This window comes from Corynebacterium tuberculostearicum, from assembly GCF_046097465.1.
Taxonomy (GTDB): domain Bacteria; phylum Actinomycetota; class Actinomycetes; order Mycobacteriales; family Mycobacteriaceae; genus Corynebacterium; species Corynebacterium tuberculostearicum_I.
Map to the genome: position 1 here is coordinate 1,378,314 of NZ_CP175799.1, position 25,358 is coordinate 1,403,671.

Annotated in this window: 24 protein-coding genes, 1 tRNA gene and 1 riboswitch; of the genes, 9 read left to right on the forward strand and 16 right to left on the reverse strand. The window is 58.5% G+C overall.

The genetic code is table 11. The features are described from left to right. Positions 1 to 251: 251 nt before the first annotated feature. Together ACKFRX_RS06555 and ACKFRX_RS06560 are read right to left on the reverse strand one after the other, a co-directional pair. Positions 252 to 1,043, reverse strand: a complete 792-nt coding sequence (locus tag ACKFRX_RS06555; RefSeq protein ID WP_408927546.1) for an ABC transporter permease — start codon at positions 1,041 to 1,043, stop codon at positions 252 to 254. 39 nt (positions 1,044 to 1,082) lie between these two features. Next, complete coding sequence (locus ACKFRX_RS06560; RefSeq protein WP_408927547.1) at positions 1,083 to 2,006, reverse strand: ABC transporter ATP-binding protein; 924 nt, start codon at positions 2,004 to 2,006, stop codon at positions 1,083 to 1,085. A gap of 91 nt (positions 2,007 to 2,097) precedes the next feature. Between ACKFRX_RS06560 and ACKFRX_RS06565 the strand changes: the two genes are divergently transcribed. Next, on the forward strand, positions 2,098 to 2,670 hold the full coding sequence (locus ACKFRX_RS06565; protein WP_250413136.1) for a cadmium resistance transporter: 573 nt from the start codon (positions 2,098 to 2,100) through the stop codon (positions 2,668 to 2,670). A 50-nt stretch (positions 2,671 to 2,720) separates the two neighbouring features. Here the strand turns inward: ACKFRX_RS06565 and ACKFRX_RS06570 are convergent. The 3 genes from ACKFRX_RS06570 to ACKFRX_RS06580 form a co-directional block, all read right to left on the reverse strand. Beyond that, positions 2,721 to 2,794: transfer RNA gene (locus ACKFRX_RS06570), tRNA-Pro, on the reverse strand. Between the two features lie 71 nt (positions 2,795 to 2,865). Then, complete coding sequence (locus tag ACKFRX_RS06575; protein WP_408927548.1) at positions 2,866 to 3,255, reverse strand: YchJ family protein; 390 nt, start codon at positions 3,253 to 3,255, stop codon at positions 2,866 to 2,868. Continuing rightward, a complete protein-coding gene (locus tag ACKFRX_RS06580) occupies positions 3,255 to 4,412 on the reverse strand; it encodes an alpha/beta hydrolase family protein (RefSeq protein ID WP_408927549.1) in 1,158 nt (385 codons plus the stop codon). Before ACKFRX_RS06580 ends, ACKFRX_RS06575 begins: the two co-directional genes overlap by 1 nt. Positions 4,413 to 4,499: 87 nt before the next feature. Between ACKFRX_RS06580 and secA2 the strand changes: the two genes are divergently transcribed. The 5 genes from secA2 to ACKFRX_RS06605 all read left to right on the forward strand — a co-directional run bounded on the left by secA2 (position 4,500) and on the right by ACKFRX_RS06605 (position 9,498). Next, positions 4,500 to 6,791 (forward strand): accessory Sec system translocase SecA2, encoded by a 2,292-nt coding sequence (gene secA2 / locus ACKFRX_RS06585; RefSeq protein ID WP_408927550.1) that lies wholly within the window; start codon positions 4,500 to 4,502, stop codon positions 6,789 to 6,791. Between the two features lie 85 nt (positions 6,792 to 6,876). Next, positions 6,877 to 7,311 (forward strand): oxoglutarate dehydrogenase inhibitor Odhl, encoded by a 435-nt coding sequence (gene odhI, locus ACKFRX_RS06590; protein WP_005324732.1) that lies wholly within the window; start codon positions 6,877 to 6,879, stop codon positions 7,309 to 7,311. Positions 7,312 to 7,409: 98 nt separating this feature from the next. Then, on the forward strand, positions 7,410 to 8,156 hold the full coding sequence (locus tag ACKFRX_RS06595) for a MerR family transcriptional regulator (protein ID WP_005324733.1): 747 nt from the start codon (positions 7,410 to 7,412) through the stop codon (positions 8,154 to 8,156). A gap of 38 nt (positions 8,157 to 8,194) precedes the next feature. Then, the gene (locus ACKFRX_RS06600) at positions 8,195 to 8,788 is read left to right on the forward strand and encodes a bifunctional nuclease family protein (RefSeq protein WP_408927551.1); all 594 of its coding nucleotides are present in this window, start codon (positions 8,195 to 8,197) and stop codon (positions 8,786 to 8,788) included. A 146-nt stretch (positions 8,789 to 8,934) separates the two neighbouring features. Beyond that, positions 8,935 to 9,498: a MerR family transcriptional regulator gene (locus ACKFRX_RS06605; RefSeq protein ID WP_179386489.1), complete on the forward strand. Its 564-nt coding sequence runs from the start codon at positions 8,935 to 8,937 to the stop codon at positions 9,496 to 9,498. Positions 9,499 to 9,781: 283 nt separating this feature from the next. Here the strand turns inward: ACKFRX_RS06605 and ACKFRX_RS06610 are convergent, their stop codons facing one another. The 4 genes from ACKFRX_RS06610 to gndA form a co-directional block, all read right to left on the reverse strand. Then, entirely contained in the window at positions 9,782 to 10,627 is an 846-nt protein-coding gene (locus tag ACKFRX_RS06610; protein WP_408927552.1) for a hypothetical protein, read from the reverse strand. A gap of 40 nt (positions 10,628 to 10,667) precedes the next feature. Further along, on the reverse strand, positions 10,668 to 11,516 hold the full coding sequence (locus ACKFRX_RS06615; RefSeq protein ID WP_005329571.1) for a hypothetical protein: 849 nt from the start codon (positions 11,514 to 11,516) through the stop codon (positions 10,668 to 10,670). Between the two features lie 19 nt (positions 11,517 to 11,535). After that, positions 11,536 to 12,834 carry a DEAD/DEAH box helicase gene (locus ACKFRX_RS06620; protein WP_408927553.1) on the reverse strand — a complete coding sequence of 433 codons (1,299 nt, stop codon included), beginning with the start codon at positions 12,832 to 12,834 and terminating at the stop codon, positions 11,536 to 11,538. A 107-nt stretch (positions 12,835 to 12,941) separates the two neighbouring features. Beyond that, entirely contained in the window at positions 12,942 to 14,393 is a 1,452-nt protein-coding gene (gene gndA, locus ACKFRX_RS06625) for an NADP-dependent phosphogluconate dehydrogenase (RefSeq protein WP_150851504.1), read from the reverse strand. A 59-nt stretch (positions 14,394 to 14,452) separates the two neighbouring features. Between gndA and ACKFRX_RS06630 the strand changes: the two genes are divergently transcribed. Then, positions 14,453 to 14,899 (forward strand): PaaI family thioesterase, encoded by a 447-nt coding sequence (locus ACKFRX_RS06630; RefSeq protein WP_408922222.1) that lies wholly within the window; start codon positions 14,453 to 14,455, stop codon positions 14,897 to 14,899. On the opposite strand, the gene ACKFRX_RS06635 is transcribed toward ACKFRX_RS06630, so the two are convergent. Together ACKFRX_RS06635 and ACKFRX_RS06640 are read right to left on the reverse strand one after the other, a co-directional pair. After that, positions 14,896 to 16,062 carry a saccharopine dehydrogenase family protein gene (locus ACKFRX_RS06635; protein ID WP_408927554.1) on the reverse strand — a complete coding sequence of 389 codons (1,167 nt, stop codon included), beginning with the start codon at positions 16,060 to 16,062 and terminating at the stop codon, positions 14,896 to 14,898. The two genes, ACKFRX_RS06630 and ACKFRX_RS06635, sit on opposite strands and share 4 nt — an antisense overlap. 23 nt (positions 16,063 to 16,085) lie before the next feature. After that, complete coding sequence (locus ACKFRX_RS06640; RefSeq protein WP_005324749.1) at positions 16,086 to 17,159, reverse strand: magnesium and cobalt transport protein CorA; 1,074 nt, start codon at positions 17,157 to 17,159, stop codon at positions 16,086 to 16,088. 108 nt (positions 17,160 to 17,267) lie between these two features. On the opposite strand from ACKFRX_RS06640, the gene ACKFRX_RS06645 reads away from it, so the two are divergent. After that, a complete protein-coding gene (locus ACKFRX_RS06645; protein ID WP_005324750.1) occupies positions 17,268 to 17,870 on the forward strand; it encodes a bifunctional 2-polyprenyl-6-hydroxyphenol methylase/3-demethylubiquinol 3-O-methyltransferase UbiG in 603 nt (200 codons plus the stop codon). Here the strand turns inward: ACKFRX_RS06645 and ACKFRX_RS06650 are convergent. The 4 genes from ACKFRX_RS06650 to ACKFRX_RS06665 all read right to left on the reverse strand — a co-directional run bounded on the left by ACKFRX_RS06650 (position 17,867) and on the right by ACKFRX_RS06665 (position 22,427). Beyond that, the gene (locus ACKFRX_RS06650; protein ID WP_408927555.1) at positions 17,867 to 19,402 is read right to left on the reverse strand and encodes a bifunctional hydroxymethylpyrimidine kinase/phosphomethylpyrimidine kinase; all 1,536 of its coding nucleotides are present in this window, start codon (positions 19,400 to 19,402) and stop codon (positions 17,867 to 17,869) included. The genes ACKFRX_RS06645 and ACKFRX_RS06650 overlap by 4 nt on opposite strands. Next, positions 19,395 to 20,024: a thiamine phosphate synthase gene (gene thiE, locus ACKFRX_RS06655; RefSeq protein ID WP_005329593.1), complete on the reverse strand. Its 630-nt coding sequence runs from the start codon at positions 20,022 to 20,024 to the stop codon at positions 19,395 to 19,397. The genes ACKFRX_RS06650 and thiE overlap by 8 nt, the downstream gene beginning before the upstream one ends. Further along, positions 20,025 to 20,837, reverse strand: coding sequence for a hydroxyethylthiazole kinase (gene thiM / locus ACKFRX_RS06660; RefSeq protein WP_408927556.1), 813 nt, complete (start codon positions 20,835 to 20,837; stop codon positions 20,025 to 20,027). Beyond that, positions 20,825 to 20,922: riboswitch (TPP riboswitch) on the reverse strand. Its footprint overlaps the gene before it by 13 nt. Before the next feature lie 161 nt (positions 20,923 to 21,083). Beyond that, on the reverse strand, positions 21,084 to 22,427 hold the full coding sequence (locus ACKFRX_RS06665) for an NAD(P)/FAD-dependent oxidoreductase (RefSeq protein WP_005329603.1): 1,344 nt from the start codon (positions 22,425 to 22,427) through the stop codon (positions 21,084 to 21,086). 233 nt (positions 22,428 to 22,660) lie between these two features. Between ACKFRX_RS06665 and ACKFRX_RS06670 the strand changes: the two genes are divergently transcribed. Further along, positions 22,661 to 23,974 (forward strand): class I SAM-dependent methyltransferase, encoded by a 1,314-nt coding sequence (locus ACKFRX_RS06670; protein WP_408927557.1) that lies wholly within the window; start codon positions 22,661 to 22,663, stop codon positions 23,972 to 23,974. Between the two features lie 26 nt (positions 23,975 to 24,000). Here ACKFRX_RS06670 and ACKFRX_RS06675 read toward each other — a convergent pair whose 3' ends face one another. Further along, positions 24,001 to 24,909: a Dyp-type peroxidase gene (locus ACKFRX_RS06675; RefSeq protein WP_005324758.1), complete on the reverse strand. Its 909-nt coding sequence runs from the start codon at positions 24,907 to 24,909 to the stop codon at positions 24,001 to 24,003. Positions 24,910 to 25,358: the final 449 nt, after the last annotated feature.

A 25,358-nucleotide genomic window follows, 5' to 3' on the forward strand; every position in this document is an offset into this window, starting at 1 on the left:
TAACACCCAGTAAAGCCCGACCCGCTGTCCTAACCGCCATCCGCGTGGGTAGTAGCCCACAGCGCCAAAAGTAAAGAAGTAGACAGCACTAAACGCTAGACCGCACGCAGTAGCCCCAATTCGTTCAGTTAGAGTCGTGCCCGGCGCGGCAAAGGTCATCACCAACCCGGGAATGAGGAAGACCAACCATACGCTGGCGAAAAGAGCGTTATTAAGGCTAAAACCGCGCCACGGTTCGCGAAAGGAGCCCATTAACGGCGCGCCTTGTCGCGGGAGCGCAGCACCAGGCAAGCGGTGAGAAAGATGGTCGTCCATACCGCGAAGTTTAACCATGCGGCCCACATGGGGTGCGACACGGTGCCTTCCTCCCCATTAAGAAACTGCATGCCTTCTGCAAGGGGCCACTGGGCGAGCACAACCGGGCCAAAGAGGGGAGTGAAGCGGCCCAATTCCATCAGCGGCTCGGTAAGTGGAGTGAATACATTTGCGGCAAAGAGGAAGAGGACAACGGAGGTCGAGGCGATTGCGACAGAATTGTCGGAGGGCAAAGCCATGGCCCACACCAAGCCATAAAAGCCAAAGGGAATGGAAACCAGGACACAGGCGATAATGGCTAAAACCCATTGGCGTGGCTGCATTGCAGCTTGTGTCAGGGCACCGGTGATAAACACCGCGGTGATGGGGAGCAGTGCTTGAAAGCCGATGGATATCAGGTTTGCCCACAGAAGCTGCCGTGGGTGCAGGGGAGTGAGTGCCAATTGGCGCGCCCACCCAGTCTTGGTATCTGTCACAGCGGAGCCAGCGGCAGACACGGCACCTGCTACGCCGCCGTAAAGGGCCATGCTGATCATCTCTAAGGCGGCGAAGTTTCCTCCTTTAAAGGAGGCATTACCAAAATCCATCATGGTGCCAAAAAGCAGGTAGAAAAATACCGGCAAGAACGTGCTGAAAAACAGCGGAGTAAGGTTTCGGCGAAGGCGCAATAAGTTATGGATGGTAAACCCGAAAGTGCGCGCAGTGGTTTTTGCTGACTGTGCAGTCATAGCATGTTCCTTTCACGAAGTAGCCAACGGAGAGACGGGTTAGGACTGGGATGACGTCAAAGCAAGAAATGCGTCCTCTAAGGAGTGTGTGCGAATAGTCAGGTCATGGGCCGAGGTGTGATTGAGAAGATAATTCGCAAGTACATCGGAGTTACGGGTGGTCATCCGGGCGTAGCCGCCAGACAAAGAAAACTCGGCGACGGCGGGTAGCTCTTTCGCATTCAAAGGTGTGCCGTCGATTTTCGCCTCGACTATGCGCTTGCCTGACTGTTCGCGTAGTTCTGTGGCCTGAGCATCTGCGCGCAGTTTTCCTTCATGCAGGAGAACTATTCTTTCTGCAAAATTGTCTGCCTCTTCGAGGAAGTGCGTAGCGAAGACAATGGTGCGACCCTGGTCTGCTTGTCTGCGCATAGCGGACCAGAATTCACGGCGTGTATGAGCATCCATTCCAACAGTCGGCTCATCGAGCAATAAGACTTGGGGATTGCCCACAAGAGCGAGGGCGAATCGCACACGTTGTTGCTCGCCACCAGAGCATTTTCCTACTGGGCGGTGCAGGATCCGGTCTAGGTCTGCTTGTTTGGCAACTTCTCCGATGGGAAGGGGATGGGGAAAGGTAGAGGAAATCATCTTTAGGGTGTCCAAGACTGTAAGCTCAGGTAGCAGGCCACCGGTTTGCAGCACGGCTCCAATCTGCGCCGCGCGGATCGCAGCGTGGGGTGTGAGTCCGAGCACGGAAATGTTGCCGGAGGTGGGTGTGGTGAGTCCGAGGATGAGATCGAATAGGGTGGTTTTGCCTGCTCCATTGGTGCCTAATAGGCCTACGATCTCGCCTTGGGCGATGCTGAAGGAAATATCGCTGAGCGCATGGACGGGATGGAAGGATCTCGTGGCAAAGGTTTTACTGACTCCGGATACGTCTATGGCCAGCGGTTGTGCGGTAGATGGATCTGTAGTTCTCATACCTGGAAAGTATCCGTAGCCAGCAAAAATGATGAATAGGATCTGTCAGCACATTTTCATGACAAGTGTCATGACGCGATAAGGTAGGAAAGTGCTTACTACTCTCGCAGCGGCTGCTGGACTATTCGTGGCCACCAATATCGATGACATTGTGGTGTTGTCCCTCTTCTTCGCCCGTGGTGCTGGCCGCAAGGGCACGGCGCCCGCGATTCTGGCCGGGCAGTATTTGGGGTTTCTCGGCATACTAGCGGCCTCTGCCATTGTCGGATTGGGCTTTAATGCCGTTTTACCTGAGGAATTGATTCGCTACTTCGGGCTCATCCCATTGCTTCTGGGCCTCTGGGCAGCGTGGCAAGCATTCCGGGGTGAAGACGACGATGAGGACGTTTCGGGCAAAAGGCTGAGCGCACTTGCGGTAGCCGGGGTGACTTTTGCCAATGGTGGCGACAATATCGGCGTCTATGTACCAGTGTTTACCACCTCTACGCCGGCTGAGGTAGCGATCTATTGCGTGGTCTTCTTAATCCTCGTGGCGCCCCTAGTGTGGGCAGCGCGGTTTGTGGCCACGCGGCCGGGCATTGCAGAAGCACTAGAAAAGTGGGAAAGCGTACTGTTTCCAGCGGTCTTAATTCTTTTAGGAATTGCGATCTTGCTTGCGGTGTAAACGCAGAATAGAAAAAGCCGGCACCTTCACGGTGCCGGCTGAACTTTTTGTCGGGCTAACAGGATTTGAACCTGCGACCCCTACACCCCCAGTGTAGTGCGCTACCAAACTGCGCCATAGCCCGCCGTCGAACTGTGCGACTTGTCTAGATTACATCAGTAGGATTCTACTGTGAAATTTGGGGTGTAACCTGCGCTAAAACTCGCCGCTGGAGTAGACCCAAGCGCCGCCGACACGGCGAAACGAAGAACGCTCGCGTTGTGAGCCAACGGCCGCGCCTTTGTAAAAGGCCTCAAACTCCACTACGCCGGAATCATCGAGCAATCCGCCTGCTTGGGTGTCCAGGATATCGAGGCGATAAAACCGGACGGGAGAATCAGCTAAGTCGAGTATTGCAGGGCGAGTATCGGGATCCCACGTACGGAGGAGATAGGCTTCGTCGCCAGTAACAAAGGCACTAAAGCGCGAGCGCATGAGCGCCTCCGCGGTGGGGGCATTGGTGCCGGCATGGTACTTACCGCAGCACTCGCCGTAGGTCAGGCCGGTGCCGCAGGGGCAGCGGCGCGAGGAATCAAAAGCCGCCATTAGAGCGCGTCCACGTCCACGATGGTGACGTTGCCGAGCATGCGCTCCACATCGGTGTCCTTCGCGGCAGAGCGCAGGGCAGCCTCTTCTTCCGCTGACAGTCTTCCGGCAAGCTCTATGCGGCGCTCAAAGCTGGCGGGACCGGTTTGGGTGATGCTCACGTGGACGTCGTCAAGCGCAAGCCTCTTGCCGGCATCCTTGACTGCTTGGGTAGCGGCCGTGGCCAGCGCGGACATAATAAGGCCCTCGGCGGTAAAGCCCTTACCCTTGCCGCCATTCTTCTTCGTGCGGTCGGCACTGAGGCTGTGGTCATTGTGGCGGACGACCACGCCGAATTTGGTGCCGGTGGCCGGCTGCGCAACTGCGGCGTCGGTTCCTACTTCTTCTGGCCGGTAGTCAGGAACGATAAACTGCTCGGACCACGCACCGATGAGATCCGCAGCGCGGGCTGCCGTGCCCTGCTTGGTGAGCAGATGATCGGCCTTGTCCAAGGAAACCAAGGATTTGGGGTAGCGCGTGAGCAGAAAAATATTTTGCGCATTGTCTATGCCCACCGTTTGGTCAATGGGCGAGTGCAATACCATCAGTGGCTTGCGGAGCTTGGGCAGGTACTCCTCGGGGTTAGTATCCGCCAAGTCCTCGAGGAACTTGCGGGAGATGATAAGGCCGCGGCCGCCGAGGATGACTTCCACCTCGCCGTTGGCGTCGACCTCGCCGATTTTGTCCGCATAGTGCAGCACGGAGTGGGCAGGATCAAAGGGCGCGCCAATGGTGGCTACCGCCTTGAGTGATTTCATGGTGGTGGCCGCCTTCAACGCGGCAGCGCCACCTAGCGAGTGGCCCATGAGTAATTGCGGGGCAGAGTAGTTCTCCGCCAGCCAGGCGGCAGCGGCATGGATATCATCAACGTTTTGGCTAAAGGTCGTATCGCCAAATTCACCGGCGGACTGGCCAAGGCCGGGAAAATCGAAACGCAAAGTGGCGATGCCGAACTCAGTGAGCTGTTTCGCAGTGCGCGCTGCGCCGGGAGTGTGGCGGGAGCCGGCGAAGCAATGGGCAAAGATGGCATAGGCGATCGGGGGAGAATCCGGGAAGTCGATGGTTCCGGCCATCTCGGTACCCCGGCTCGAAGGCAGCTTAACGTTGACGGATTGCATGAGAACTACAATAACGGGCCTTTTACCCGTAAGCCATACCAGGTTGACTACAGTCGATAAGAGCAATCCAAATAAGGAGGATGAGGTATGGGCGCGTTCGATTGGTTCTGGAAGGCAATGGGCTCGCAAAGCGAACGTAACGATAAGAAATCCAAGGCCATCGTGGGTTCAGCCGATGAAGCGGCCCGGGCATTGGGCCAGCAGGACGACGCAGCTGTAGCCCAAGCCGCACGCGATGCCGTAGCAGGCGGCGAAATTGCAGATAAGGCGCAGTTCCTCGCGGCTTTAGCCGTAGCGTGCGAGCGTACCCTGGGGATGCATCCCTTTAATGTCCAGTCCCAGGCCGTCCTGCGCCTACTTACCGGAGACGTCATCCAAATGGCAACCGGCGAAGGCAAGACTTTGGTGGGCGCCATGGCGGCTACAGGTTTCGCGTTGACTGGCAAACGCGTCCACGTTGTCACCGTCAATAACTATCTCGCCGCCCGCGACGCCGAATGGATGCGCCCTGTCGTGGAGTTCTTTGGCTTAAACGTTGCCTCGGTAACAGAGGGCATGACACCGGACGAGCGCCGCGCTGCCTACGCGCAGGATATTATCTACGCACCGGTCAACGAACTGGGCTTTGATTTGTTGCGCGATAATCAAATTACCGACCGCTCCCACACGGTGCAGGCCGCTGGCGACGTTGCCCTCGTAGATGAAGCCGATTCCGTCTTGGTGGATGAGGCCCTTGTGCCCCTAGTGCTGGCCGGTAATCGGCCGGGTGAGGCCCCCACCGGGCACATCACCAATGTGGTTTCCCGCCTGCGCGAGAAGCTGGACTACTCCATCTCTGAGGACGGCCGCACCGTTCAGCTGACCGAGACTGGTGCACGCCGCGTGGAGCAAGAATTGGGCATTGATTCACTCTATTCGGAGGAGAATATCGGCACCATCTTGGTGAAGGTCAACCTCGCCCTGCATGCCAAGGCCCTGCTCATCCGGGACATCCACTACATCGTGGTCGATGGCAAGCTGCAGCTTATCGACGCCTCCCGGGGCCGCGTTGCCGACCTCCAACGCTGGCCCGACGGGCTCCAGGCGGCAGTAGAAGCCAAGGAAGGCCTAGAGGTTTCCGAAGGCGGGCGCATCCTCGACACCATCACGCTGCAAGAACTTATGCGGCGTTACCCACTCGTGTGCGGCATGACTGGTACCGCGGTGGAGGCGACCGATCAGCTGCGGCAGTTCTATGGTCTTCATGTATCCGTGATCGACCGCAATAAGCCGCTGCAGCGCTTTGACGAGCAAGACCGCATTTTCGCGACAGTCGATGATAAATCCGCCGCCATCGTGGAGGAAATAGCCACCATTCACGCCACGGGGCAACCCATCCTCGTGGGCACGCAGGATGTAGCTGAGTCGGAAGATCTGGCGGATGCCTTGCGCGAGCGCGGCATTGACGTCAATGTGCTCAACGCCAAGAATGATGAGCAGGAGGCACAGATCGTCGCCGAGGCCGGCGATATTGGACGCGTCACCGTCTCTACCCAGATGGCCGGACGCGGCACCGATATTAAGTTGGGCGGCGCTAACGAAGCTGACCATGATGCAGTAGCGGAGCTGGGTGGCTTGGCGGTTATCGGTACCTCCCGCCACCGCACCGCCCGCTTGGATAACCAATTGCGCGGCCGTGCAGGCCGGCAAGGTGATCCGGGCCTGTCCCTATTCTTCGTCTCCCTTGAAGACGATGTAGTCCAGCAAGGCGGCGACGGCGAGACAGTGCGTGCCCAACCAGCAGAAGACGGGCGCATTGAATCCAAGCGAGTGAGCGATTTCGTGGCCCACTGCCAGCGCGTGACCGAGGGCCAACTACTCGAAATTCATGCCCAGACCTGGAAGTATAACCAGCTTCTGGCGGATCAGCGCATTATTATTGATGAGCGCCGAGCCAAACTATTGGATACTGATCAAGCCTGGCAGGAACTATCCCAACGCGCTCCGGAGCGCGCAGCAGAGCTACGGGAGGTCCCTGAGGAAGCACGCATTAAGGCCGCGCGCGAAGTTATGCTCTATCACCTGGACTTGGCCTGGGCCGACCACTTGGAGCTTATGGACGATGTGCGCGAGTCGATCCACCTGCGCGCCATCGCACGTGAGACGCCGATCGACGAGTACCACCGCATTGCGGTGAGGGAGTTTAAGGACTTGGCTCAGCGGGCCGTCGACAAGTCTGTGGAGACTTTCCGCACGGTGCTTATCGACGCCGCTGGGGCGCACCTCGATGACGCCGGCCTCGCTCGTCCGAGTGCTACATGGACCTACATGGTGTCCGATAACCCCCTTGCGGGCAAGGGAAATTCCGTGCTGAGCGGCATCGGAAACATTTTCCGGTGAAATTATTCCCCGCGAAGGGGCCACGGACTCACGTGAGTCGCTAGTATTGTTATAAGTAACTCGTAACTAATCCCCGGAGGTAACAATGAGCGAGAACACCGGAACCCCGGAACCACAGGTAGAGACCACATCTGTATTCCGCGCAGACCTGCTCAAGGAGATGGAAAACGGCGCGAATGGCAATGATGCTACCGCTGCCGGCACCGACAACTTGGCGGAAGGTCAGGCCCTCCTCGTGGTAAAGCGTGGCCCGAACGCGGGTGCCCGCTTCTTGCTGGATCAGGCGACTACTACCGCCGGCCGCCACCCTGAGGCAGACATCTTCCTCGATGACGTTACGGTGTCCCGCCGCCACGCGGAGTTTCGCAAGAATGATGACGGCAAGTTTGAGGTAGTTGATGTGGGATCCCTGAACGGAACCTACGTTAACCGCGAGCCCCGCAACTCCCAGGTGCTCGAGGTGGGAGACGAAATCCAGATTGGCAAGTTCCGCTTGGTTTTCATTGCTAACCAGAGCTAATTTTTTACGTAGACTAGCCGCGCTTCCTTACTAGGAGGGGCGGTGTAGTCTACTTTTGGCACGATAAGAACTTTCATACCCTCTAAGAGATAGACACAGTGAGCGCAGCAGATTCTTCGGCAGCAGCAGTACGCCGCACCAGCCCTAAAGCTAAGAAGCCTAAGACCATGTCCATTGGCGTGGTTTTGGAGACGTTGAATCAGCAATTCCCAGACGTCACGGTGTCTAAGATTCGCTTCCTTGAATCTGAGGGGCTCATCAGTCCACAGCGCACGGCCTCGGGCTACCGTCGGTTCACCCAAGAGGACGTGGACCGGCTGCGGTATATTCTCACCACTCAGCGCGATAACTATACGCCGCTGAAGGTTATCCGTGAGCAGCTAGAAGCCATGGATTCCGGCCAGGTGACCGCCATCGTTTCCGCAGGAAATGCGGAAACCCTGCTCTCGCCGCAGCAGTTTAAGGCGCCTGTGGTCACCCGTCTGACCGATGTAGAGGTAGCTACCCAAGCTAGTGCCAGCGAAGATGATGTAGCCTCCTTGGTTAAATATGGCCTCATCCGCCCGGATGCCGCCGGCTTTTTCAATACCGACGACGTAGCCATTGTCTCTGCCGCAGTGGCGCTTAAGGCATTTGGTTTCGGCTCCCGTGAACTTAAGTCCCTGCGCAATAACGCCCGCCGGCAGGCAGACCTGATCTCCCAGGCGGCAGCTCCCGTGGCGCACTCCAACTCTGATACCGCGCATCAGAAGGCGGAGGAAATCTCCCAGCAAATGACCGCGCTCGTGGTGTCCTTACACGCAACTCTAGTGAAGTCGGATCTGCGCGACGAATACCACTCCTAATACACACGCGCTCCCGTCTTTGTGGGAGAGTGGTAGTTATGAGTGATGTATCCCTAGAGTTCCACGGTATCCACCAGGTCGGCCCCGAAGACGATGTGTGCGCTTTGCTGCGCTGGCCGGAAGAGAACCGGTTGATTCCCGTGTGGATCTCCCCGATTGAAGGCATGCAACTAGCTGCCGCTTTAGACGGACACCAGCCAAACCGTCCCACCTCACACGATCTGATCAGCGAGGTGTTGGAAGGAACCGGCGGGGTAGAGGCGATTGAAATTGCCAATTACCACCAGGGAACCTTCATGGTAGATATCAAGGCCCCGAACGGAGAGGTTTATGATTCTCGGTTAAGCGACGCACTTGCAGTGTCCGAATATTTCAACGTCCCGATTTCAGCCGAAGCAGATCTCCTTGCCCAGGTGTCCGTTTATGCCAGCGATGCGGATGTGAAAGAGTACTTCGACCTGGAAATTTCCACCCCCGCCGCAGGCGATAATCTATCGACCAGCGAAAACAATGATTCCTCGACCTCGGCGTCAGGAAATGCGCAGGCAGATGCAGATTTTGAAGCCATGATGAGGTCTTTGGGTATGGACGAAAAGGATTTCCTTTCGGGGGATGACGACGAAAAAAATTAATGACACGCGTGTGACTAATGGTGACAATGGGGTTTGAGAAGTCTAAAGTTGTACTTGACAGTTGAGCAAGCAGCGCTTGACGGGCGTATGTGCTTGGCTTTTAATTGATCTTTAGAACTTCCAACAAACCCCATTGGAGTAATTACGTGAGCATTAACGAGGACTCCCAGTCCGAAACCACCTACGTACAGGAATCGCTTTTCGACGTCGGACCCGACGAAGAGGTGGGCTACCGCGTTCCCATCGCTTGCCAGGTAGCCGGCATCACCTACCGCCAGCTGGACTATTGGGCTCGCACCAACCTGGTCAACCCTTCCATCCGCACGGCGCGCGGCTCCGGCTCCCAGCGCCTGTACTCCTTCAAGGATGTGCTGGTACTCAAGATCGTGAAGCGCCTGCTGGATACCGGCATCTCCCTGCAGAATATCCGTTTGGCAGTTGAATCCCTGCGCGATCGTGGCGTAAATGACCTGGCAAAGCTGACCCTTGTCTCCGATGGCACCACCGTGTACGAGTGCCGTTCCAACGATGAGGTCATTGACTTGCTCGCTGGCGGCCAGGGCGTCTTTGGCATTGCGGTTCCGGGCATCTTGAAGGAGCTGTCCGGCACCATTTCTTCCTTCCCTTCGGAGCGCATCGATGACTTCGCCGAGGACAACGTGGTCGGCCTCGACGAGTTGGCTGCTCGTCGCAAGCGCAAGAGCTCCTAAGCTCGACCACATAGAATCCACCCTCCTTCCCAGCTCACGGGGAAGAAGGGTGGATTTTTGATCTCTATCGTCTTGAGACAACAATGCAAGACAGTCCTTTTCCGCGCTGTGTGGCTCGCGGGATCGAGGTCGAGCTCTGCCTTAGAACCCGTGCCGGCCTTGAGCTTAAATTGGGTGGAGTGCCCGTGGGTGGGCTGTGTATGAGAGCTCTAGTCTTTTTAAGGGCAAAAAATTAAAGCACCGCACGAGACTTCGTACGGTGCTGGGAAAAATCGGTTCCTCGTTAAATGCCGACGGCCTTGTTGATTGCTCCCGAAAGCTGGGTCTCATCGGTGGAATCAACGGAAGTGAAGCTATCAGCCGCGGACTTCAGTGCGGCATCGACATTGCCTTCACCGACATGAACGACGCTGAGAGAAACGTCCTTGGAGGCAGCGTCTTTAAGAGCGGACGTGAATTGAGCATCATCCATGTCCTGCTCGGTGCCAGTAGTTACTACGACTACGCGTGCCTTGTCGCCAGTTCCAGCGGCTTGATCGGCGGCATTCGCGACAGCTGCTACAACGGCGCTGCGCGTTTGCGGAACACCGCCAGTTCCAAAGCCACTGAGCGTGCCGGATACTGCGTTGCCATCACCAAAGCCCAGGTTTTGGCGGAAGCCAACCGTGGCGGTCTCAGAGATAGGAGAGGAGTAGTTCCACAACGAGACTGCCCCGCCGTCCGCGGCTAGGTTAGAAGCAGTGGTGCCCAAGGCTTGGGACACAGGGCCGTACATCGGCGCCATGGCCGAGGAGGTATCCAAAAGCAGGAGCGTATTTGCCGCCATCGTCACGTCGGGCTTGGGAGCTGCTGCGGAACTCGTCGCTGGAGCGGAGCTCTTCGAGGAAGAAGAGCTCGTGGGCGCATCGGACGTGGAAGCACTGGAAGCAGCTGCCGTGCTGGTTTCCGGTGCAGCCTCGGTGCTGGTTTCCACTGCGGCGGGTGCGGCGGAGTCTTCGCCGTCGTCGTTGCCCGCGCCGCGTAAAAGGAAGGTAACCAGGGCGATTATGGCCAGCAGCGCGATAATAGCCACCGCAATAACCCATCCCGCTACTGCGAAGCTATTTTTCCCGTTTGAATGCCGTGCCATGTGGTGTTTTCCTCCCAAGCAAACTGCCGTTGTTAGTGGCTCATTCTAGCGGGGCAAGTGCCTGATCTATCACAGCGACAAGCCGTTCTCGCAGTGGTTCAGCTTTGTGCGCCAGCGTTCTTTGCCTCGAGACGTATTCGGCCTTGCCCTCAGGTGTTTCGATGGGCACGACGCCAAGTCCCCAATCACGGCAGTCATAAGGGGACGCCTCCATGTCAAGAATGCGCGCTTCAATCGCCAGATCCAGGCACTCAAGGAAAAGTTCGCCTGGAACCAGTGGTCCCAGCTTCCAGGCCCACTTATATAAATCCATTGTGACGTGTACGCAGCCTGCCTGGTCATTGTCGGGCTGATCCTCACGATGCAGGACAGTGAGGTTAAGAGGGCGAGCGGGAGGGGTAAAGAACCGAAAGGCATCATAGTGAGAACACTTAATTGAGTGCTCATCGACAACCCGATTGGTCCCGTCCGCACCAAGCCGCAAGGGCAGCGAATGTCGCGGGGAATCCGTGTGGTAGACCATTGCCCATTCATGCAGACCGAAGCAGTCAAAGTGGGCCGGATTGGTAGCGGAACGCCGAAGCAGGTTAGAAATATACCGAACCGAGTCACCACGACGCTCTAGAAAGCTGCCGATGTCGACGGTGATGCCGTCTGAGGTGGCGTGGTAATCCCGCCATTCAGCGTGCGGAGGAGTGCCCGTTAGCGCAGTTCCTACACCTGGGTGCCAGCGCTTTAGGTGAGAAGGGCGTACGGGGTAGTACTCAAAGAGAAAATCGAAAACAGGGTGGTAGCTGCCAGGATGTCGGAAGCGCTCCAAGCGGTCGGTGGCTTGTTTTTCGTGTTCATGCTGTTGAGCACTCCATTCCTCAGGGCTCAAGATGCGCATGAGCGTTTACCTCCTTGACTTAACGGCGTCGGCGGCGGGCGACGTTGCCACCCGAGCGGCGGCGTTGAGAGTTGGACTTCTTGACAGATTTCGCCGGTTTCTGGGGCGAGTACTGCCCGGGTGGGGGAAGGGCAGGGCCATTGGGCTTGCGAGCACCCGAAATTTCCTTAAGTACCGGCGCACCTGCAGGATTGTCACGGTGAGAAATATCGTGCTCCGTAGCTGTGACCCCGGCTTTCTTAATTAGAGCGTCTACTTCTTTGCGTTGTTCATCCATGACCAAAGTGATCACGGTACCCGCAGCACCGCCGCGTGCCGTGCGGCCGGCGCGATGGAGATAGGCTTTGTGCTCCGCGGGCGGATCGACGTGAACAACGAGTGAAACGTCCGCAATATCGATGCCGCGGGCGGCAATATCGGTGGCGACCAAGACTGGGATGCTGCCATCGGCGAAGCCTTCGATTGCGCGGGTACGGGCGCCTTGGCCTTTATCGCCATGCAGCGGGTACGCGTTGATGCCAGCGCGCCGCAACTTCTTGACCTGCCTGTCCACGCCGTGCTTGGTGCGCATGAACATGATGGTTTTGCCTTGGCGGGCAGCGATGCGCAGCACCACCTCGTTGCGGGCGGGGCGATCACCAACGAAAAAGAGGTGATGGGACATGGAATCCACTGCAGCTTGCACCGGCGCAGTGGTGTGGACCACCGGTTCGTGGAGGAATTGCTCCACCAGCTTGTTGACGTCGCCGTCAAGCGTCGCCGAAAACAGCAAGCGCTGGCCTTTAGCCGGAGTTAGGCGCAGCAGCTTGCGTACCTGGGGCAAAAAGCCCATATCGGCCATCTGGTCGGCTTCATCCAGTGCAGTAATCTGGACCGCATCCAAATGCAGCTTGCCCTGGTCAATTAGATCCTGGGCACGGCCGGGGGTAGCGACAAGTACATCAACGGGGCGGGCGAGGGAGCGGATATGGTGATTGATATTTACCCCGCCCACGACAGCGAGCACTCTTAAACCCAGCGTTGCCGCTGGTTCATCAAGGCGCAGGTGAATCTGAGTGGCCAACTCACGGGTCGGGGCGAGGATAAGCGCACGGGGATGAGCAGGCTTGGATGCACCTGTTCCGGCAAGGCGGGCAAGTATGGGCAAGCCAAAGGTATAGGTCTTGCCCGACCCGGTAGGGCCGCGGCCGAGTACGTCTTTGCCGGCGAGGGCGTCGGGAATCGCGGCTTTTTGAATAGGAAACGGGTCGGTAATGCCTTCGTTGTGCAGAACGTGCACCAAGCGCTGGGGAAGGCCGAGATCGGCAAAGGTAGTCATCGTTTTCCCATCTTATCGGCAGCGAGTCGAATCGCCGCATTCGAATCAACACGCCTGTTAGAAAAGTGAAAGGGGCCCCGAAGGGCCCCAATCAAGTCAATGCGAACCTAGTCGGTCTGGGTCAGGCTGCGGTCACCGGACCACTCAATGTGGAAGGTGCCCGGCTTGTCGGTGCGCTTGAAGGTGTGGGCGCCGAAGAAATCTCGCTGGCCCTGGATGAGAGCGGCCGGCAGGCGCTCGGCACGCAGGCTGTCGTAGTAGGAGAGGGACGACGCAAAGACCGGTGCCGGAAGTCCCAGCTGGGTAGCGGCGACGACCACGCGGCGCCAAGGGTCGATGAGGTCTTCCAGCTCGCCCTTGAAGTAGGGGTCGAGAATGAGGGCGGGCAGGTCCGCATTATTGTCGTAGGCTGCGCGGATGCGATCCAAGAACTTGGCGCGGATGATGCAGCCGCCGCGCCAGATGGTTGCTAGATCGCGCGGGTCAACGTCCCAACCGAATTCTTCGGACCCAGCCTTAATCTCGTCAAAGCCCTGGGAGTAGGCAATGAGCTTGGCAGCGTAGAGCGCGCGGCGCACATCCTCGATGAAATCTGCCTTGTCCACGTCCAGCGCCTTGATGGTGCCGGCGGGAAGCTGGCCTTCTTGCGCTGCGCTGCGCTGCGCGGTGGAGGAGGACAGCGCGCGGGCGAAGACGGATTCGGCAATACCGGTAATCGGAACGCCGAGCTCTAGGCCGTTGATGGCGGTCCAGCGGCCGGTGCCCTTCTGGCCGGCAGCGTCCACGATGACGTCGACAAGCGGGGCGCCAGTCTCCGGATCCTTTTGGGCCAGAACCTCGGCGGTGATTTCAATGAGGTAGGAATCAAGGTCGCCGGAGTTCCATTCGCGGAACACCTCTGCGATTTCGGCCGGTTCCATGCCCGCGCCATAGCGCAGCAGCTGATAAGCCTCGCCGATGACCTGCATATCGGCATACTCGATACCATTGTGGACCATCTTGACAAAGTGGCCGGCGCCGTCCGCACCAATGTGGGTTACACACGGAGTGCCGTCCACGTTGGCGGCAATGGACTCAAGAATCGGGCCGAGGGTCTCCCACGATTCCTTGGGGCCGCCAGGCATGATGGCCGGACCGTTGAGCGCGCCCTCCTCGCCGCCGGAGATTCCGGCGCCGACGAAGTGCTTGCCGCGGGCGGCTACGTCCTTCTCGCGGCGAATGGTGTCAGTGAACAAAGCATTGCCGCCGTCGATGATGATATCGCCCTCATCCATGGCCTCGGCCAGCTGATCGATGACGGCATCGGTGGCCTTGCCAGCCTTGACCATAATGATTGCCTTGCGTGGGCGCTCCAAAGAAGCCACAAAGTCCTCGATGGTTTCCGAGGGCACGAAGTTGCCTTCCTCGCCGTGGGCCTCAATGAGTGCATGAGTCTTTTCAGGGCTGCGGTTATACACCGCTACGGTATTGCCGTTGCGGGCAAAGTTACGGGCCAAATTAGAGCCCATGACCGCCAATCCCACGACGCCAATCTGAGCAAGTTCATTCTTATCAGTCATGCTGCCTATCCTACGTCACTAGAGCGCAGCGCTGGCACCAACGGTTAGGCTGGTGGACTATGTCGGATACGCAAAAACTCAATGACTTGCTCCACGTCGCGCATACGCGGGTGCTCAATGCAGAAGAACTGGTGTCTCTCAATGCCTTAAACGGCGGCCTTGCGGAATTGCTAGGACTGCAGTTCACCCACGTGGGTCCGCGCGAGGCCCGTGCGAAACTGCAGGTGCTGCCGGAGCATCACCAACCCTGGGGAGTAGCCAACGGTGGGTTGTATTGCTCCATCGCAGAAACCGTGGCCTCCATTGCCAGCGTGGCGGCTGCCGACGCCCCCGCAGTCGGCGTTAATAACTCCAGCGACTTCATTCGCTCCACAGGAAAGGGCGAGTTAGAAGCCGTGGCTACGCCAGTGCAGCTAGGCGGCCGCACCCACGTGTGGAGCGTCGAGATGCGGCAAGGCCGCGAGCTTATCGCCCGCACCACCTTGCGCACTATGATTCTGCGCTAGTCCACCCGAGCGGCGGTAAAAGACATGCCGTGGGCGGAAAGCCGCTGCAGATAGGGCTTTCCAAGTCCGGTGGCCGGGGTGAGTACGCCGCCTGCGTGGCTAGTACCGGAGCGCGAATCGAGCAAGCAGAGAGCAGCCTGGCTCAGCATCATTGCGGTGACTTCATATCCTGGGTCACCCTCGGCAGAAACAGTTGCCCGCCAGCGTTCGCCATCTTCGGTAATGCCGTGGTGGCTGACCTGGAAATGCGCGCCCTTAGGTCCGGGGGTGGGCAGGACCTTTTCCACCAGTGGGCGCAGGCGCGACTGAGTGCCATCAAAAAGTAGCTTGGTGGCGAGCGCCAGCCCATAGGCGCGGGCGCGACCGGAAAGACCGGTGCCTGCCCACCATGCTTCCTTGTAAAACAGGCGCGTGCCCCACGCGCGCCCCAGCAGAGCGTTAGAGCGGCGCACCACGCGGGTATTGAACATGGACATGAAAAAGGGGCCTACCCAGCCCACGCCGTCGAGCTCTTTAATTTCGAAGTCTTTTTGGAGGCCGTCTAAGCGTGGCCCGGCCTTGGGATCCGGGTCCAGTGAGTAAGGATTGTGCAGGTTGCGGGCTACCTCTTTATCCGCGTGCGCTGCGTGCGAGACCTGCAGGGAAGACTCGATGGTGCCCGGTGAGATTCCGCCTTTGAGCTTGTCGACGACCATCTGCACCCGTGCAAACGGCTTTCCTGCCGCCTGGTAGAGATTGAGCATGCCAATATCCGAGGGCACGGAATCAAAGCCGCAGGAGTGAACGATGCGCGCACCTGTGGATTGGGCGGTGGCGTGGTGGGAATCGATGCTGCGGCGAATAAAGGGAACCTCGCCGCAGAGGTCAACATAGTCCACGCCATGGCGCGCGCAGGCGGCAACCACGTGGCCGCCATACAGGCTGTAGGGGCCGACCACGGTAATTAGCACCTTGGTGCCCTCCACCATGCGCTCCACAGCGTCAGCATCATCGGCGGCGGCGATGGCGATGTCCCAGTGCGGATTGAGTTCATCGCGCAGCGCGGCTAACACCGGTCGGTTCCGGCCGGCCAGAGTCACAGAGGGCGCGTTAATCGAGGCAAGGAAGCGCGCCACCAATTGGCCGACCAGCCCGGTAGCGCCGTAAACAGTGATATCGCTCATAATGCACGAGCGTACCGGAGGGATTAGAGCCAGTGGTTCTTGCGGAACCACGCCCACAGGCCCACAACGACCAAGATCATAATGATAATCGCCGTGGGGTATCCCAGCGCCCAGTGCAGCTCCGGCATAATGTCGAAGTTCATACCGTAGATACCCGCCACCAGGGTAGGCGCGGCCCACATACCAACGACCGCGGAAATGGTGCGCATATCCGAGTTCTGTTGCATCGTTACCTTGGCTACCGAGGCGTCGATAAGCGAGGTAAGGCGCTCATCGAAGCTGGATACTTGGTCCTTGACCACGAGCTCATGGTCGTTGACATCTCGCAGGTAGGAGCGCAATTGTTTGGAAATTAAATCCTTGTGGTCAGAAACCATGGATTTCAGTGCCACCGAGAGCGGGTCAATGGCATGCTTCATCTCCAGCACCTCACGCTTGAACATGTAGATGCGGTCTACATCAAATTTGAGGTTCGGGGTGAAGATTTCTTCTTCCAGCTCATCGACCTCGATGCTGATAAGACGGGAAATCTCCGAGTAGCGGTCCACCATCATATCCAGGATCTTCCAGGCCATGGCCACCGGGCCAAGCTCTACCAAGTCCTGCTCATCTTCCACCGTATAAGCCAGGTTGGGCAGCTTTGCGCCGTGGCGCACGGTGATGATGAAGTTGGAGCCCATGATCATCTGGATCTCGCCGGTGGAAATGATCTGGCGCTTATCCGTGACCTCATCATGATCGCGGTAGTTCACGGAACGCGCGACCACGAAGAGCTGATCATCGTAGCGCTCGAGTTTCGGGCGTTGATGGGCCATAACGGCGTCTTCCACGATAAGTTCGTGGATGCCAAACTGGGAGGCCACCTTGGTCATCTGAGACTCATAGGGCTCATGCAGTCCCACCCAAATAAATCCGCGGCCGTACTCCTCAATGGCTTCCAGCGCGGAGCTGGTGGAATACTCTCCAGGAAGCGCCTCGCCATCCACAAAGACGCGGCAGTGTTCGATGGCGCGCTCCGGCGGTACCGGCAGGGAAGTGGGCTTACTAGGAGGCTCGGGTTTCTTGCGGCCCCTAAAGGGTGAAGGTACGGATGGCATCTTTTCAGCCTCCTTTGCGCGGTAGTGCGGGTATTTTCCCAATGGGCAGGCGGCGATTTTACGCAGCGGGTAAATCTTACACCGAAGCCGGGTAATATAATCGAATCTATGCCTACGTGGAAAGAAGTAACCGAAGCTAATCCCGAGCACTCCCATAACTTTGCTCGCAAATGGAAGGTGCTTGCCGCACAGGGTAAAGACATCAATGGCGAGGCCCGGCTTATCGACGCCATGGTGGAACGCAACTCCACCATCCTCGATGCCGGCTGTGGCACCGGCCGCGTGGGCGGCGAGCTGCTTCGCCGTGGCCACAGCGTGGTGGGCGTCGATGTAGACCCCATTCTTATCGAGCACGCTGAGCACGATTTCCCGGAGGGGCAATGGTTCGTGGGAGATCTGTGCGAGGAAGAGGTGCCAGAAGGCCCCTTTGATATCGCCGTGTCCGCAGGCAATGTGATGGGCTTTCTAGCAAAGGAAGGTCGCGAGCCCGCCCTGCGCAATATCTATAATTCCCTCAAGCCCGGTGGTCGCCTCGTCACCGGTTTTGGCGAAGGCCGTGGCTGGGAATTTGCTGATTTCCTCGACATGGCGCAGAAGGTGGGCTACCGAGTCGACTTCACTTTCTCCTCGTGGGATATGAAGCTCTTCTCGGAGCATTCCACCTTCTTGGTCGCCGTTCTTTCGCGACCTGGCTCCGACCTGCTGGCCTAAAAACGCCTATCGGCTTGGTCGAAGAAGTCGACCTCATGGTGGCTAGCGGTGATATAGGCGCGCTCGGCCCGCAGGCGGGTGCGCTCATCCGCCCCGGCGAGGGCTTGTTCGACGATGTCGAGGCTAGCGCGAACCCCGTTGAGGAAGTCCTCGCCGCCGTACATGGAAAGCCATGAGTGATAGGGGTGTTCGGGGGAATCAAATTCTGCGAGGTGGAGGCCTACCTCTGCATATAACCAGTAGCAGGGCAGTACCGCCGCAGCGCCCACCACGTAGTCATCCGTATGCGTCGAGCGGATCAGGAAATCCGTATAGGCGCTGGTTACCCGGGAGGCTGCGGTCGTGATATCGCTTTCGAGCCACCCGCGGTGCAGCTCGGCCTCCACCGCCAAGCAATCATGCGCGCCTTCGGCCCAGTGCAGCTGCTGTGCCGCTTCTGGGGCTTGGCTGGCGAGGCGAGCCAATGCCTTGGAATAAGCATTCAGGTACTGGGCATCTTGGTCGAGGTAGAAGCCAAAGGCATCCTTCTCCAACGCTCCCGTGCCCAAAGCTCGAATAAAGGGTAGAGCCTTGATGGCCTCCCAGTGATCCCCGGCTAGGTTCCACAGGCGTTGCGTGTGCGGGCCGGCCGCGGAAACGCGCGGCTGGTCAACGTTTTCCGGTTCTTCCAAACTGCCGGATAAATACGGCTGGGGCAGGGTAGACGCCGCCTGCATAAGGCGCTGCGAGCGATGCAGGTGGTCCACGGGGCCGTGTCCCTTGCCCACGTGAAGCGCATCCGCATGGGCAATGGCCTCATGCAGCCACTGGGTGGACCAAACCAGAGCTGCCGCGGGACTATCGCCGGCTCCCAGGCGGGTGGCTAGGGCAGAGGAAAGGGAACACCCAGTTCCATGCGTGTTCTTCGTGTCCACACGGCTGGAAGCAACGCGGTGCACAGCCCCATCCGCATTAACCACCGCATTGTCGGCGATGTCAGCATCGAGGTGCCCGCCCTTGACGACGACCGCGGTACCAGCACTCTTCGCCCATTCCTTCGCCGTGGCAATGGCCTCTTCTAGGTCGCTCGCTTCGTTCGTGTGAGTAAGGACTGCCAATTCCTTCAAGTTGGGAGTGATGAGGTCCACCTGTGAGCAGAGATCGCGCACGGCCTGTTCTGCGTCGTTTTCCAGCAGACGATCTCCACTGGTAGCCACCATGACCGGATCAAGTACCACGGGAACATCGTCCGGCAGGCGGCGCAGGAAGTCTGCGACTTTGGCGGTAATGGCGGCGTCGGCAAGCATGCCAATCTTTACCGCATCAATCTCCACATCGTCGATGACGGAGTCTAGCTGCTCCTGCAGAAAGTCCACCGGTGGTACGTGGACGCTGCGGACACCTTGGGTGTTTTGAGCCACCAGCGCCGTCACCACGCTCATGCCGTAGCCGCCTGCGGCAGAGATGGATTTCAGGTCGGCTTGAATTCCTGCTCCGCCGGTGGGATCAGTACCGGCAATGGATAGTACTCGGGGATAGATGCCTTTAGCCATGGAAAGCCTCCTTAAGGTGGGCGGCGGCTGCTGCGGGGTCCTCGGCCGCCATGATGTCGCTGACTACGCAAATTCCGGCAAAGTCGCTGCCCGCCAGCTCGTGCGCATTATGGGTCTTGATTCCGCCGATGGCGACGGATTCGATGCCACGCTCACGTGCGGCGTGAGCGAGTGCTGCGGCCGCAGCCGTACCCATGCCGGCCGGGGCGTTTTTCTTCGTTGCAGTCGAATGCACGGGCCCGATGCCAATGACATCTGGGCGCGCATCGTCCGCTATAGCAGCAAGCTCCTCGTTACTGCCGATGGATAAGCCAATAAGCTGGCCCTCACCCAGTTTCTCTCGGGCCTCGCGAAAGGCCATATCATCCTGCCCAATGTGCAGGTGGCAGCCGAGTTTTGCGGCCACCTCCACGCGGTCATTGATGAATAGTGGGACATCGCCCAGTACATCAAGCAACTCGCGTGCGGTGCGCTCGATCTGTTCATCGCTAGCTTCCTTGTCCCGGAGCTGGACAACGGTTACACCGCCGCGTACAGCCTCCTGCACGATGGGGACCACGTTGTCTCGCCCGCCAGCCAGATCTGGATCGGTGACCAGGTAGAGCGTCCAGTCAATAGACACTTAAACCTCCTCCACGTCAGTGAGCTTGACCAGGCCCTCGATATCCGCCGTTGGGACATCGTAGAGGGCATCCAGCCATGCAACGGCAAAGGAGCCGGGGGCGTGGTGCTTTTCGGCGGCCAAGCTACCCGCCGCGCCAACGTGCGCGTGGGCGGCGATGATCGCTTCGAAAGGATCCTCCCACGCGGCCAGATATGCGGCGCAGATAGCACCAAGCGAACAGCCAGTACCGATGACGTTTTGGAGCATCGGGTGCCCTGATTCGAGGTAGACGGCACGCGTTGTATCGCCGACGTGGACGATAAGGTCTCGCGGGCCGGAAATGGCCACGACAGCGCCGGTATCCCTGGAAAGTGCTACTGCCGAATCCAGGGCGGCTTCCACGCCATCGGTAGATTCGACGCCTCGGCCGCCCCGTCCGGTTCCTGCGAGGGCAATGATTTCTGAGGCATTGCCACGAATTGCGCCCGGGCCAAGTGGCAGCACCTCGCGCATGAAGTCGGTGCGGCGGCTCAGGCCGCCGGCGCCTACCGGATCAAGTACCCAGGGGGTGTGCGCGGAGTTCGCCCCAGTGATGGCCTCGCGCATGCCGCCGTATTGCTCTGAGCTGGGCGTACCGCAATTGATGAGTACGCCGCTGGCTACCTGCGCAAATTCGCGCGATTCCTCTGGCGTATCGACCATTGCCGGGCTAGCCCCGATGGCCAGCAGGGCATTGGCGGTGACGTTGCTGACGACCTTATTGGTCAAACATTGAATAAGCGGCGTGGACTCGCGCACAGCGTCGTGTGCGCGCAGAAAAGCATAATCCACAACTATCCCTTCGCTAGTTCTAACTGAGTGCAGGTTCGATGGGTATTTCTCAGCCGCACCGTGTGCGGCACCCCATGTTGCGTGTCTCAGCCTAACAAAGGTCACGGAAACTATGTGCGAAAATCGACGTTCGGGCTCCCCAGTAGCGGAATCGCCGGCGCTAGCAACAGGTAGCCAGGGAAAATAAAAATCGCCGCCCAGAGCCTGCTTTCCAGCAGGTGGGGCGGCGATGTGAGCGAGGAGGTATTACTTCTCGTTCTTGTTAATGATATTGCGTGCGATGCGCTGCTGGGTGGTGATCTCCAGGTTGCCGCGATCGCGGGAGAGGATGTTGGTTGCCCAGTTAACCAGAACGGCCAGTCGGCTGCGCAGACCAATAACGTAGGTCAGGTGCAGGCCGAGCCATGCAACCCAGCCTGCAAAGCCACCGAACTCGGTCTTGCCCAGCTTAACGACGGCGTTGAAGCGCTTGACGATGGCCATGGAGCCCTTGTCAAAGTAGTCGAAGGCTTCCTTCTCATTTGCGGTAGATTCCTCGTCCACCTTGGCCTGGATGAGCTTAGCGACGTGCGCGCCACCCTGGATAGCAACCTGTGCCAGCCCCGGCAGGCGGTTGAGGGAGATCATGTCACCGATCATGTAGACGTTATTGTGCTCGCCCACGGTCAGGTCCTCGTTGACGGAGACGCGACCTGCGCGGTCTGCCTCGACGCCGGCCTGCTCTGCAACCATCTTGCCCAGTGGGGAAGCGGCCACACCAGCGGACCAGATCTTGGTAGCACCCGTCAGGGTGGTCTCCTCCTCGGTCTTCATGTCCTTGTAGGTGACGGTGTCCGCGGTTACATCGGTCACCATGGCGTTCAGGTGAACCTGTACGCCTTCCTTTTCCAAGGTGCGCTGAGCCTTGCGGCCTAGGCGCTTGCCAAATGGCGGCAGTACCTGTGGGGCACCATCGAGCAGGTAAATCTTGGCAGAGGTGGTGCCGTAGTTGGAATAGACATCGTTGAGGGTACGGTTTGCCAATTCGGCAATCTGGCCGGTGAGCTCAACGCCGGTCGGGCCAGCACCAACGATGATGAAGGTGAGCAGGCGCTCGCGCTCTGCGGGGTCGTCGGTAAGCTCTGCCTTTTCAAACGCCGAGATGATGCGGGAGCGCAGCTCCAGGGCATCGTCCAAGGTCTTCATGCCTGGGGCGAATTCAGCGAAGTGGTCGTTGCCAAAGTAGGACTGACCGGAACCCGCGGCGACAACCAGAGAGTCATAAGCGTAGGTACGGGAGAATTCGTCCTGCTCGGCGGTCACCGTCTGATCCGCCAGGTTGATATCAGTAACCTCAGCGTTAACGAAGTGGACGTTGTCCTGATCGCGCAGCAGCTGGCGGGTGGAAGGGGCAACCTCACCGGCGGAAATCATGCCGGTTGCTACCTGGTACAGCATCGGCTGGAACAGGTGGTGGTTCTTCTTATCGATGAGGGTGATTTCCACATCGGCGTTCTTCAGCTTCTGAACGGTGTTGAGACCACCGAAGCCGGCGCCAACCACGACGACGTGGTGGCGGCCACCGTTGGGGCGATAAGGGGTATCAGTCATGGATTTAATGCGACCTTCCTTAAGAAAGCTAATGTTTAGTACCCGTACAGTCTAAACACTTCAAACAGAACGCGCATACTTAATGACTGATAAACTTCCGCCGCTGCGTTGCGGTTTCCGTGGGAAGAACCGGCGCGGCTGTCCGGAGCGCCTCAACCGGGGTGCGCACAAAGCTGACTAAGGTTGTTCCGGATAGTGACTTCCTCCGCCCACCAAGGAGCGCACCTGGCATTATGACTTTTACCCGCCCTGAGCATTTGAGCTCTATCGATGCAGAATCCTGGCCCAATGTGGCTACGGTTCCCGCACCTCGTTGGCCTGGAATGAAAGCCCGCCGGGCAGAGGCTGAATTTGCCAAGGCCTGCGATGATGCCGGACTAGAACTAGACCTAGAAGCCGAAGGCGGACCAGATCTCAAGGTGGGGCATGATGCCTTGTTTGAGCGCATTGCCGCTAGCGGTTGGCTGGGATTTGCGGAAAGTTATATGGCAGGAGAGTGGACCGTTACTTCCTCCTCGCAGCTGGTAAAGGTCCTCGGCCGCCTATTGGGAGTGGGTTATCTCCCCAAGGCCAAGATGCTAGGTGCCGGTAAGTCGGAGCCAGGGGAGCTGCCGCTGGAATTGGTTCGGCTCTACGCCGGTGATGGTTTAAGCCATGTCGGTGGAATTTTCTCCAGTGGCGTACCGACCACCATAAGGGAAACGGTGGAAAGTTATAGCCCCAAGGCCGGCCGCAAGGAGCCGAAGAGCCACTTCGTCGATGTCACGACGCTGAGTGAGCCCACAAGTGTGGACAGGGATGACCTGGGAGATGCGCAGCGCCGCGCAGCAGATTGGCTGCTTGACGTCACCCGTACCGGCGCCGGAACCCACCTGTTGGTGTACCCGGCTGCCGGAATGCAGCCGGCGATGCGGGCGACTAAGCGGCGCGCTACGGTGGACGTTTTGACCAGTGATGTGGACCAAATGAGCCACATGCGCGAGGCCCTCGTACTAGAGGGGGCAGACGATTCCATCCATGTCGAGCGCATTCCCGGTGTCGTCCCGAACCCTAAGCAATGGCACGGGCACTATGACGCAATCGTCACTGTAGAAAAGGTAGAACAACTCAGCGCCAGCGAGCGCAAAGAATATATCCGCGCAGTCGATCGGTTTTTGACGCCTAATGGGCGGGCGGGAATCCAATCCGTCGTGGCGACCGAGTCGATGACGGAGGCCGGTAAGGCCTCGCTTCAAGCCTTGCGAGCCTATGTGTGGCCGGGGTTGGACTATCCGCGCACCACGGAGATGCACCAGCTAGTGGATAAGAACTCTAACCTGCGCATCGTGTCCGAAACCCACGTGGGCACCCATTACTTGGAATCCCTGCGTCAGCAGCGATCCTTTTTTGACGGGCACCTGCGAGAAGCAGCGGCCGCTGGGTTCGACCCAGTCTTCCGTCGCTTATGGACCTTCCAATTTGCCCTCCGTGAGGCCCTTATGACGCTCGGGATGATTGACTCGGTGCAATTTGGGTTGGCTCACCGCAACCGCGGGGGCCGGCGTTAGGCGGCCGGCCGTAAGGCGGGCGGCCCTTAGGCCGGCGGCAGCTCGTCGAAGTTCTTCATCAGATCCGCACTGGGCACAAAGAAGTTGGTGCCAGTAAGCGCGGTGGAGAAGTCCAAGATACGGTCGTAGTTTCCCTCCGGCTTGCCAATGAACATATTGCGCAGGCGTTCCATGACGTTTTCGGGGTCCTTGGCATAGCCGATGAAGTAAGTGCCCATCTCACCCGCGGCGAAAGAGCCGAAGACCATGTTCTCACGGTAAATATCTTCCTCTAGGTCATTGAGGGCGACGTGCGAGTTAGTGGGCTTGGTATCGTCATCCAACTCGATATCGTCGGCCTTGGTGCGGCCGATGACCTTTTCTTGCTCCTCGGTGCTCAGCTCGTTCCACTTGGCCAGGTCGTGGATATATTTTTGGACGGTGACGTAGGAGCCACGAGGGTAGTCGGCGTTGTCGCCAAGCAGCACGGTATCTAAGGCCTCTTCGGCGAGGGGATTGGCGGTGCCATCCACAAAGCCTAGTAAATCGCGCTGGTCCAAGTACTTAAAGCCGTGGGTCTCATCGATAACCCTGGCGGCATCGCCCAGCTGATCCAGTACCTGGCGGGCCATCTCATGGCACAGGTCATAGGTATTCGCACGGAAGTGGAGAAGAATATCGCCCGGCGTGGCCGGGGCCTTATGCGCGGCATCGATTGCCTCAAATTCCTTCAGGCGTTCCGGCATAGGCGCGCTGGTCAAACGCGGCCACATGGAAGCACCAATGCCGACTACGGTATAAAGCTCGCCTTCGTTGTAGCGGAAGTTAACGGACTTAAACAGTCCGGCAAACCCCGTGAGCATATCGCGAGTGGCCTGCTCGCCACCGTCCTTGATTTCAAGGACGAGGAAGAGAGCTGCGCGGGAAGGCTTATCTACTACGTGCTGAATCGTCATGTTGTCGATTCTACGCACCCTGTGGAGATGAGGTACGTTCGCCGGCTTGGAATCGCTCCTGATAGAGACCTGCTTGGCCGTTATATGCGCTAGTGTGCATTTTGGTTGAAAACTAACCGATAGCCGGGTGAGAAGATGTGGACATGGATACGAAGAAGTAGAAGAAAAGGAACCGCGCGGCTCTTCGTATTGTTTGCGCGGAATGACGATTCATATGATGAGTCTTTTGCAGGAGTTGCGCTGACGCGCGCTCAAGAAAAAGCGATGGGACAATGTGTAGACCGCTCAGGGGTAACCTGTTGGACTGAAGAGGCACACCTGCGTGGGTGGAAAGGTCCACTGGATGTAGAACACCATCCGGAAGTGGTTTATATCGTATTTAGCGGTGGACACGCGCAGGGATCGGATCCGTCGAACGCTGAATTCGATCCAGAGCTTAAGGCCGCATG

Coding starts and splice junctions, on each gene's coding strand:
- ACKFRX_RS06600 (WP_408927551.1), top strand. CDS start 8,195: ATGAGTGATGTATCCCTAGAGTTCCACGGTATCCACCAGGTCGGCCCC.
- ACKFRX_RS06615 (WP_005329571.1), bottom strand. CDS start 11,516: ATGCGCATCTTGAGCCCTGAGGAATGGAGTGCTCAACAGCATGAACAC.
- ACKFRX_RS06575 (WP_408927548.1), bottom strand. CDS start 3,255: ATGGCGGCTTTTGATTCCTCGCGCCGCTGCCCCTGCGGCACCGGCCTG.
- ACKFRX_RS06630 (WP_408922222.1), top strand. CDS start 14,453: ATGTCGGATACGCAAAAACTCAATGACTTGCTCCACGTCGCGCATACG.
- ACKFRX_RS06620 (WP_408927553.1), bottom strand. CDS start 12,834: ATGACTACCTTTGCCGATCTCGGCCTTCCCCAGCGCTTGGTGCACGTT.
- ACKFRX_RS06650 (WP_408927555.1), bottom strand. CDS start 19,402: ATGGCTAAAGGCATCTATCCCCGAGTACTATCCATTGCCGGTACTGAT.
- ACKFRX_RS06610 (WP_408927552.1), bottom strand. CDS start 10,627: ATGGCACGGCATTCAAACGGGAAAAATAGCTTCGCAGTAGCGGGATGG.
- ACKFRX_RS06560 (WP_408927547.1), bottom strand. CDS start 2,006: ATGAGAACTACAGATCCATCTACCGCACAACCGCTGGCCATAGACGTA.
- ACKFRX_RS06635 (WP_408927554.1), bottom strand. CDS start 16,062: ATGAGCGATATCACTGTTTACGGCGCTACCGGGCTGGTCGGCCAATTG.
- ACKFRX_RS06675 (WP_005324758.1), bottom strand. CDS start 24,909: ATGACGATTCAGCACGTAGTAGATAAGCCTTCCCGCGCAGCTCTCTTC.
- ACKFRX_RS06670 (WP_408927557.1), top strand. CDS start 22,661: ATGACTTTTACCCGCCCTGAGCATTTGAGCTCTATCGATGCAGAATCC.
- ACKFRX_RS06645 (WP_005324750.1), top strand. CDS start 17,268: ATGCCTACGTGGAAAGAAGTAACCGAAGCTAATCCCGAGCACTCCCAT.
- ACKFRX_RS06580 (WP_408927549.1), bottom strand. CDS start 4,412: ATGCAATCCGTCAACGTTAAGCTGCCTTCGAGCCGGGGTACCGAGATG.
- gndA (WP_150851504.1), bottom strand. CDS start 14,393: ATGACTGATAAGAATGAACTTGCTCAGATTGGCGTCGTGGGATTGGCG.
- ACKFRX_RS06555 (WP_408927546.1), bottom strand. CDS start 1,043: ATGACTGCACAGTCAGCAAAAACCACTGCGCGCACTTTCGGGTTTACC.
- secA2 (WP_408927550.1), top strand. CDS start 4,500: ATGGGCGCGTTCGATTGGTTCTGGAAGGCAATGGGCTCGCAAAGCGAA.
- ACKFRX_RS06640 (WP_005324749.1), bottom strand. CDS start 17,159: ATGCCATCCGTACCTTCACCCTTTAGGGGCCGCAAGAAACCCGAGCCT.
- ACKFRX_RS06665 (WP_005329603.1), bottom strand. CDS start 22,427: ATGACTGATACCCCTTATCGCCCCAACGGTGGCCGCCACCACGTCGTC.
- odhI (WP_005324732.1), top strand. CDS start 6,877: ATGAGCGAGAACACCGGAACCCCGGAACCACAGGTAGAGACCACATCT.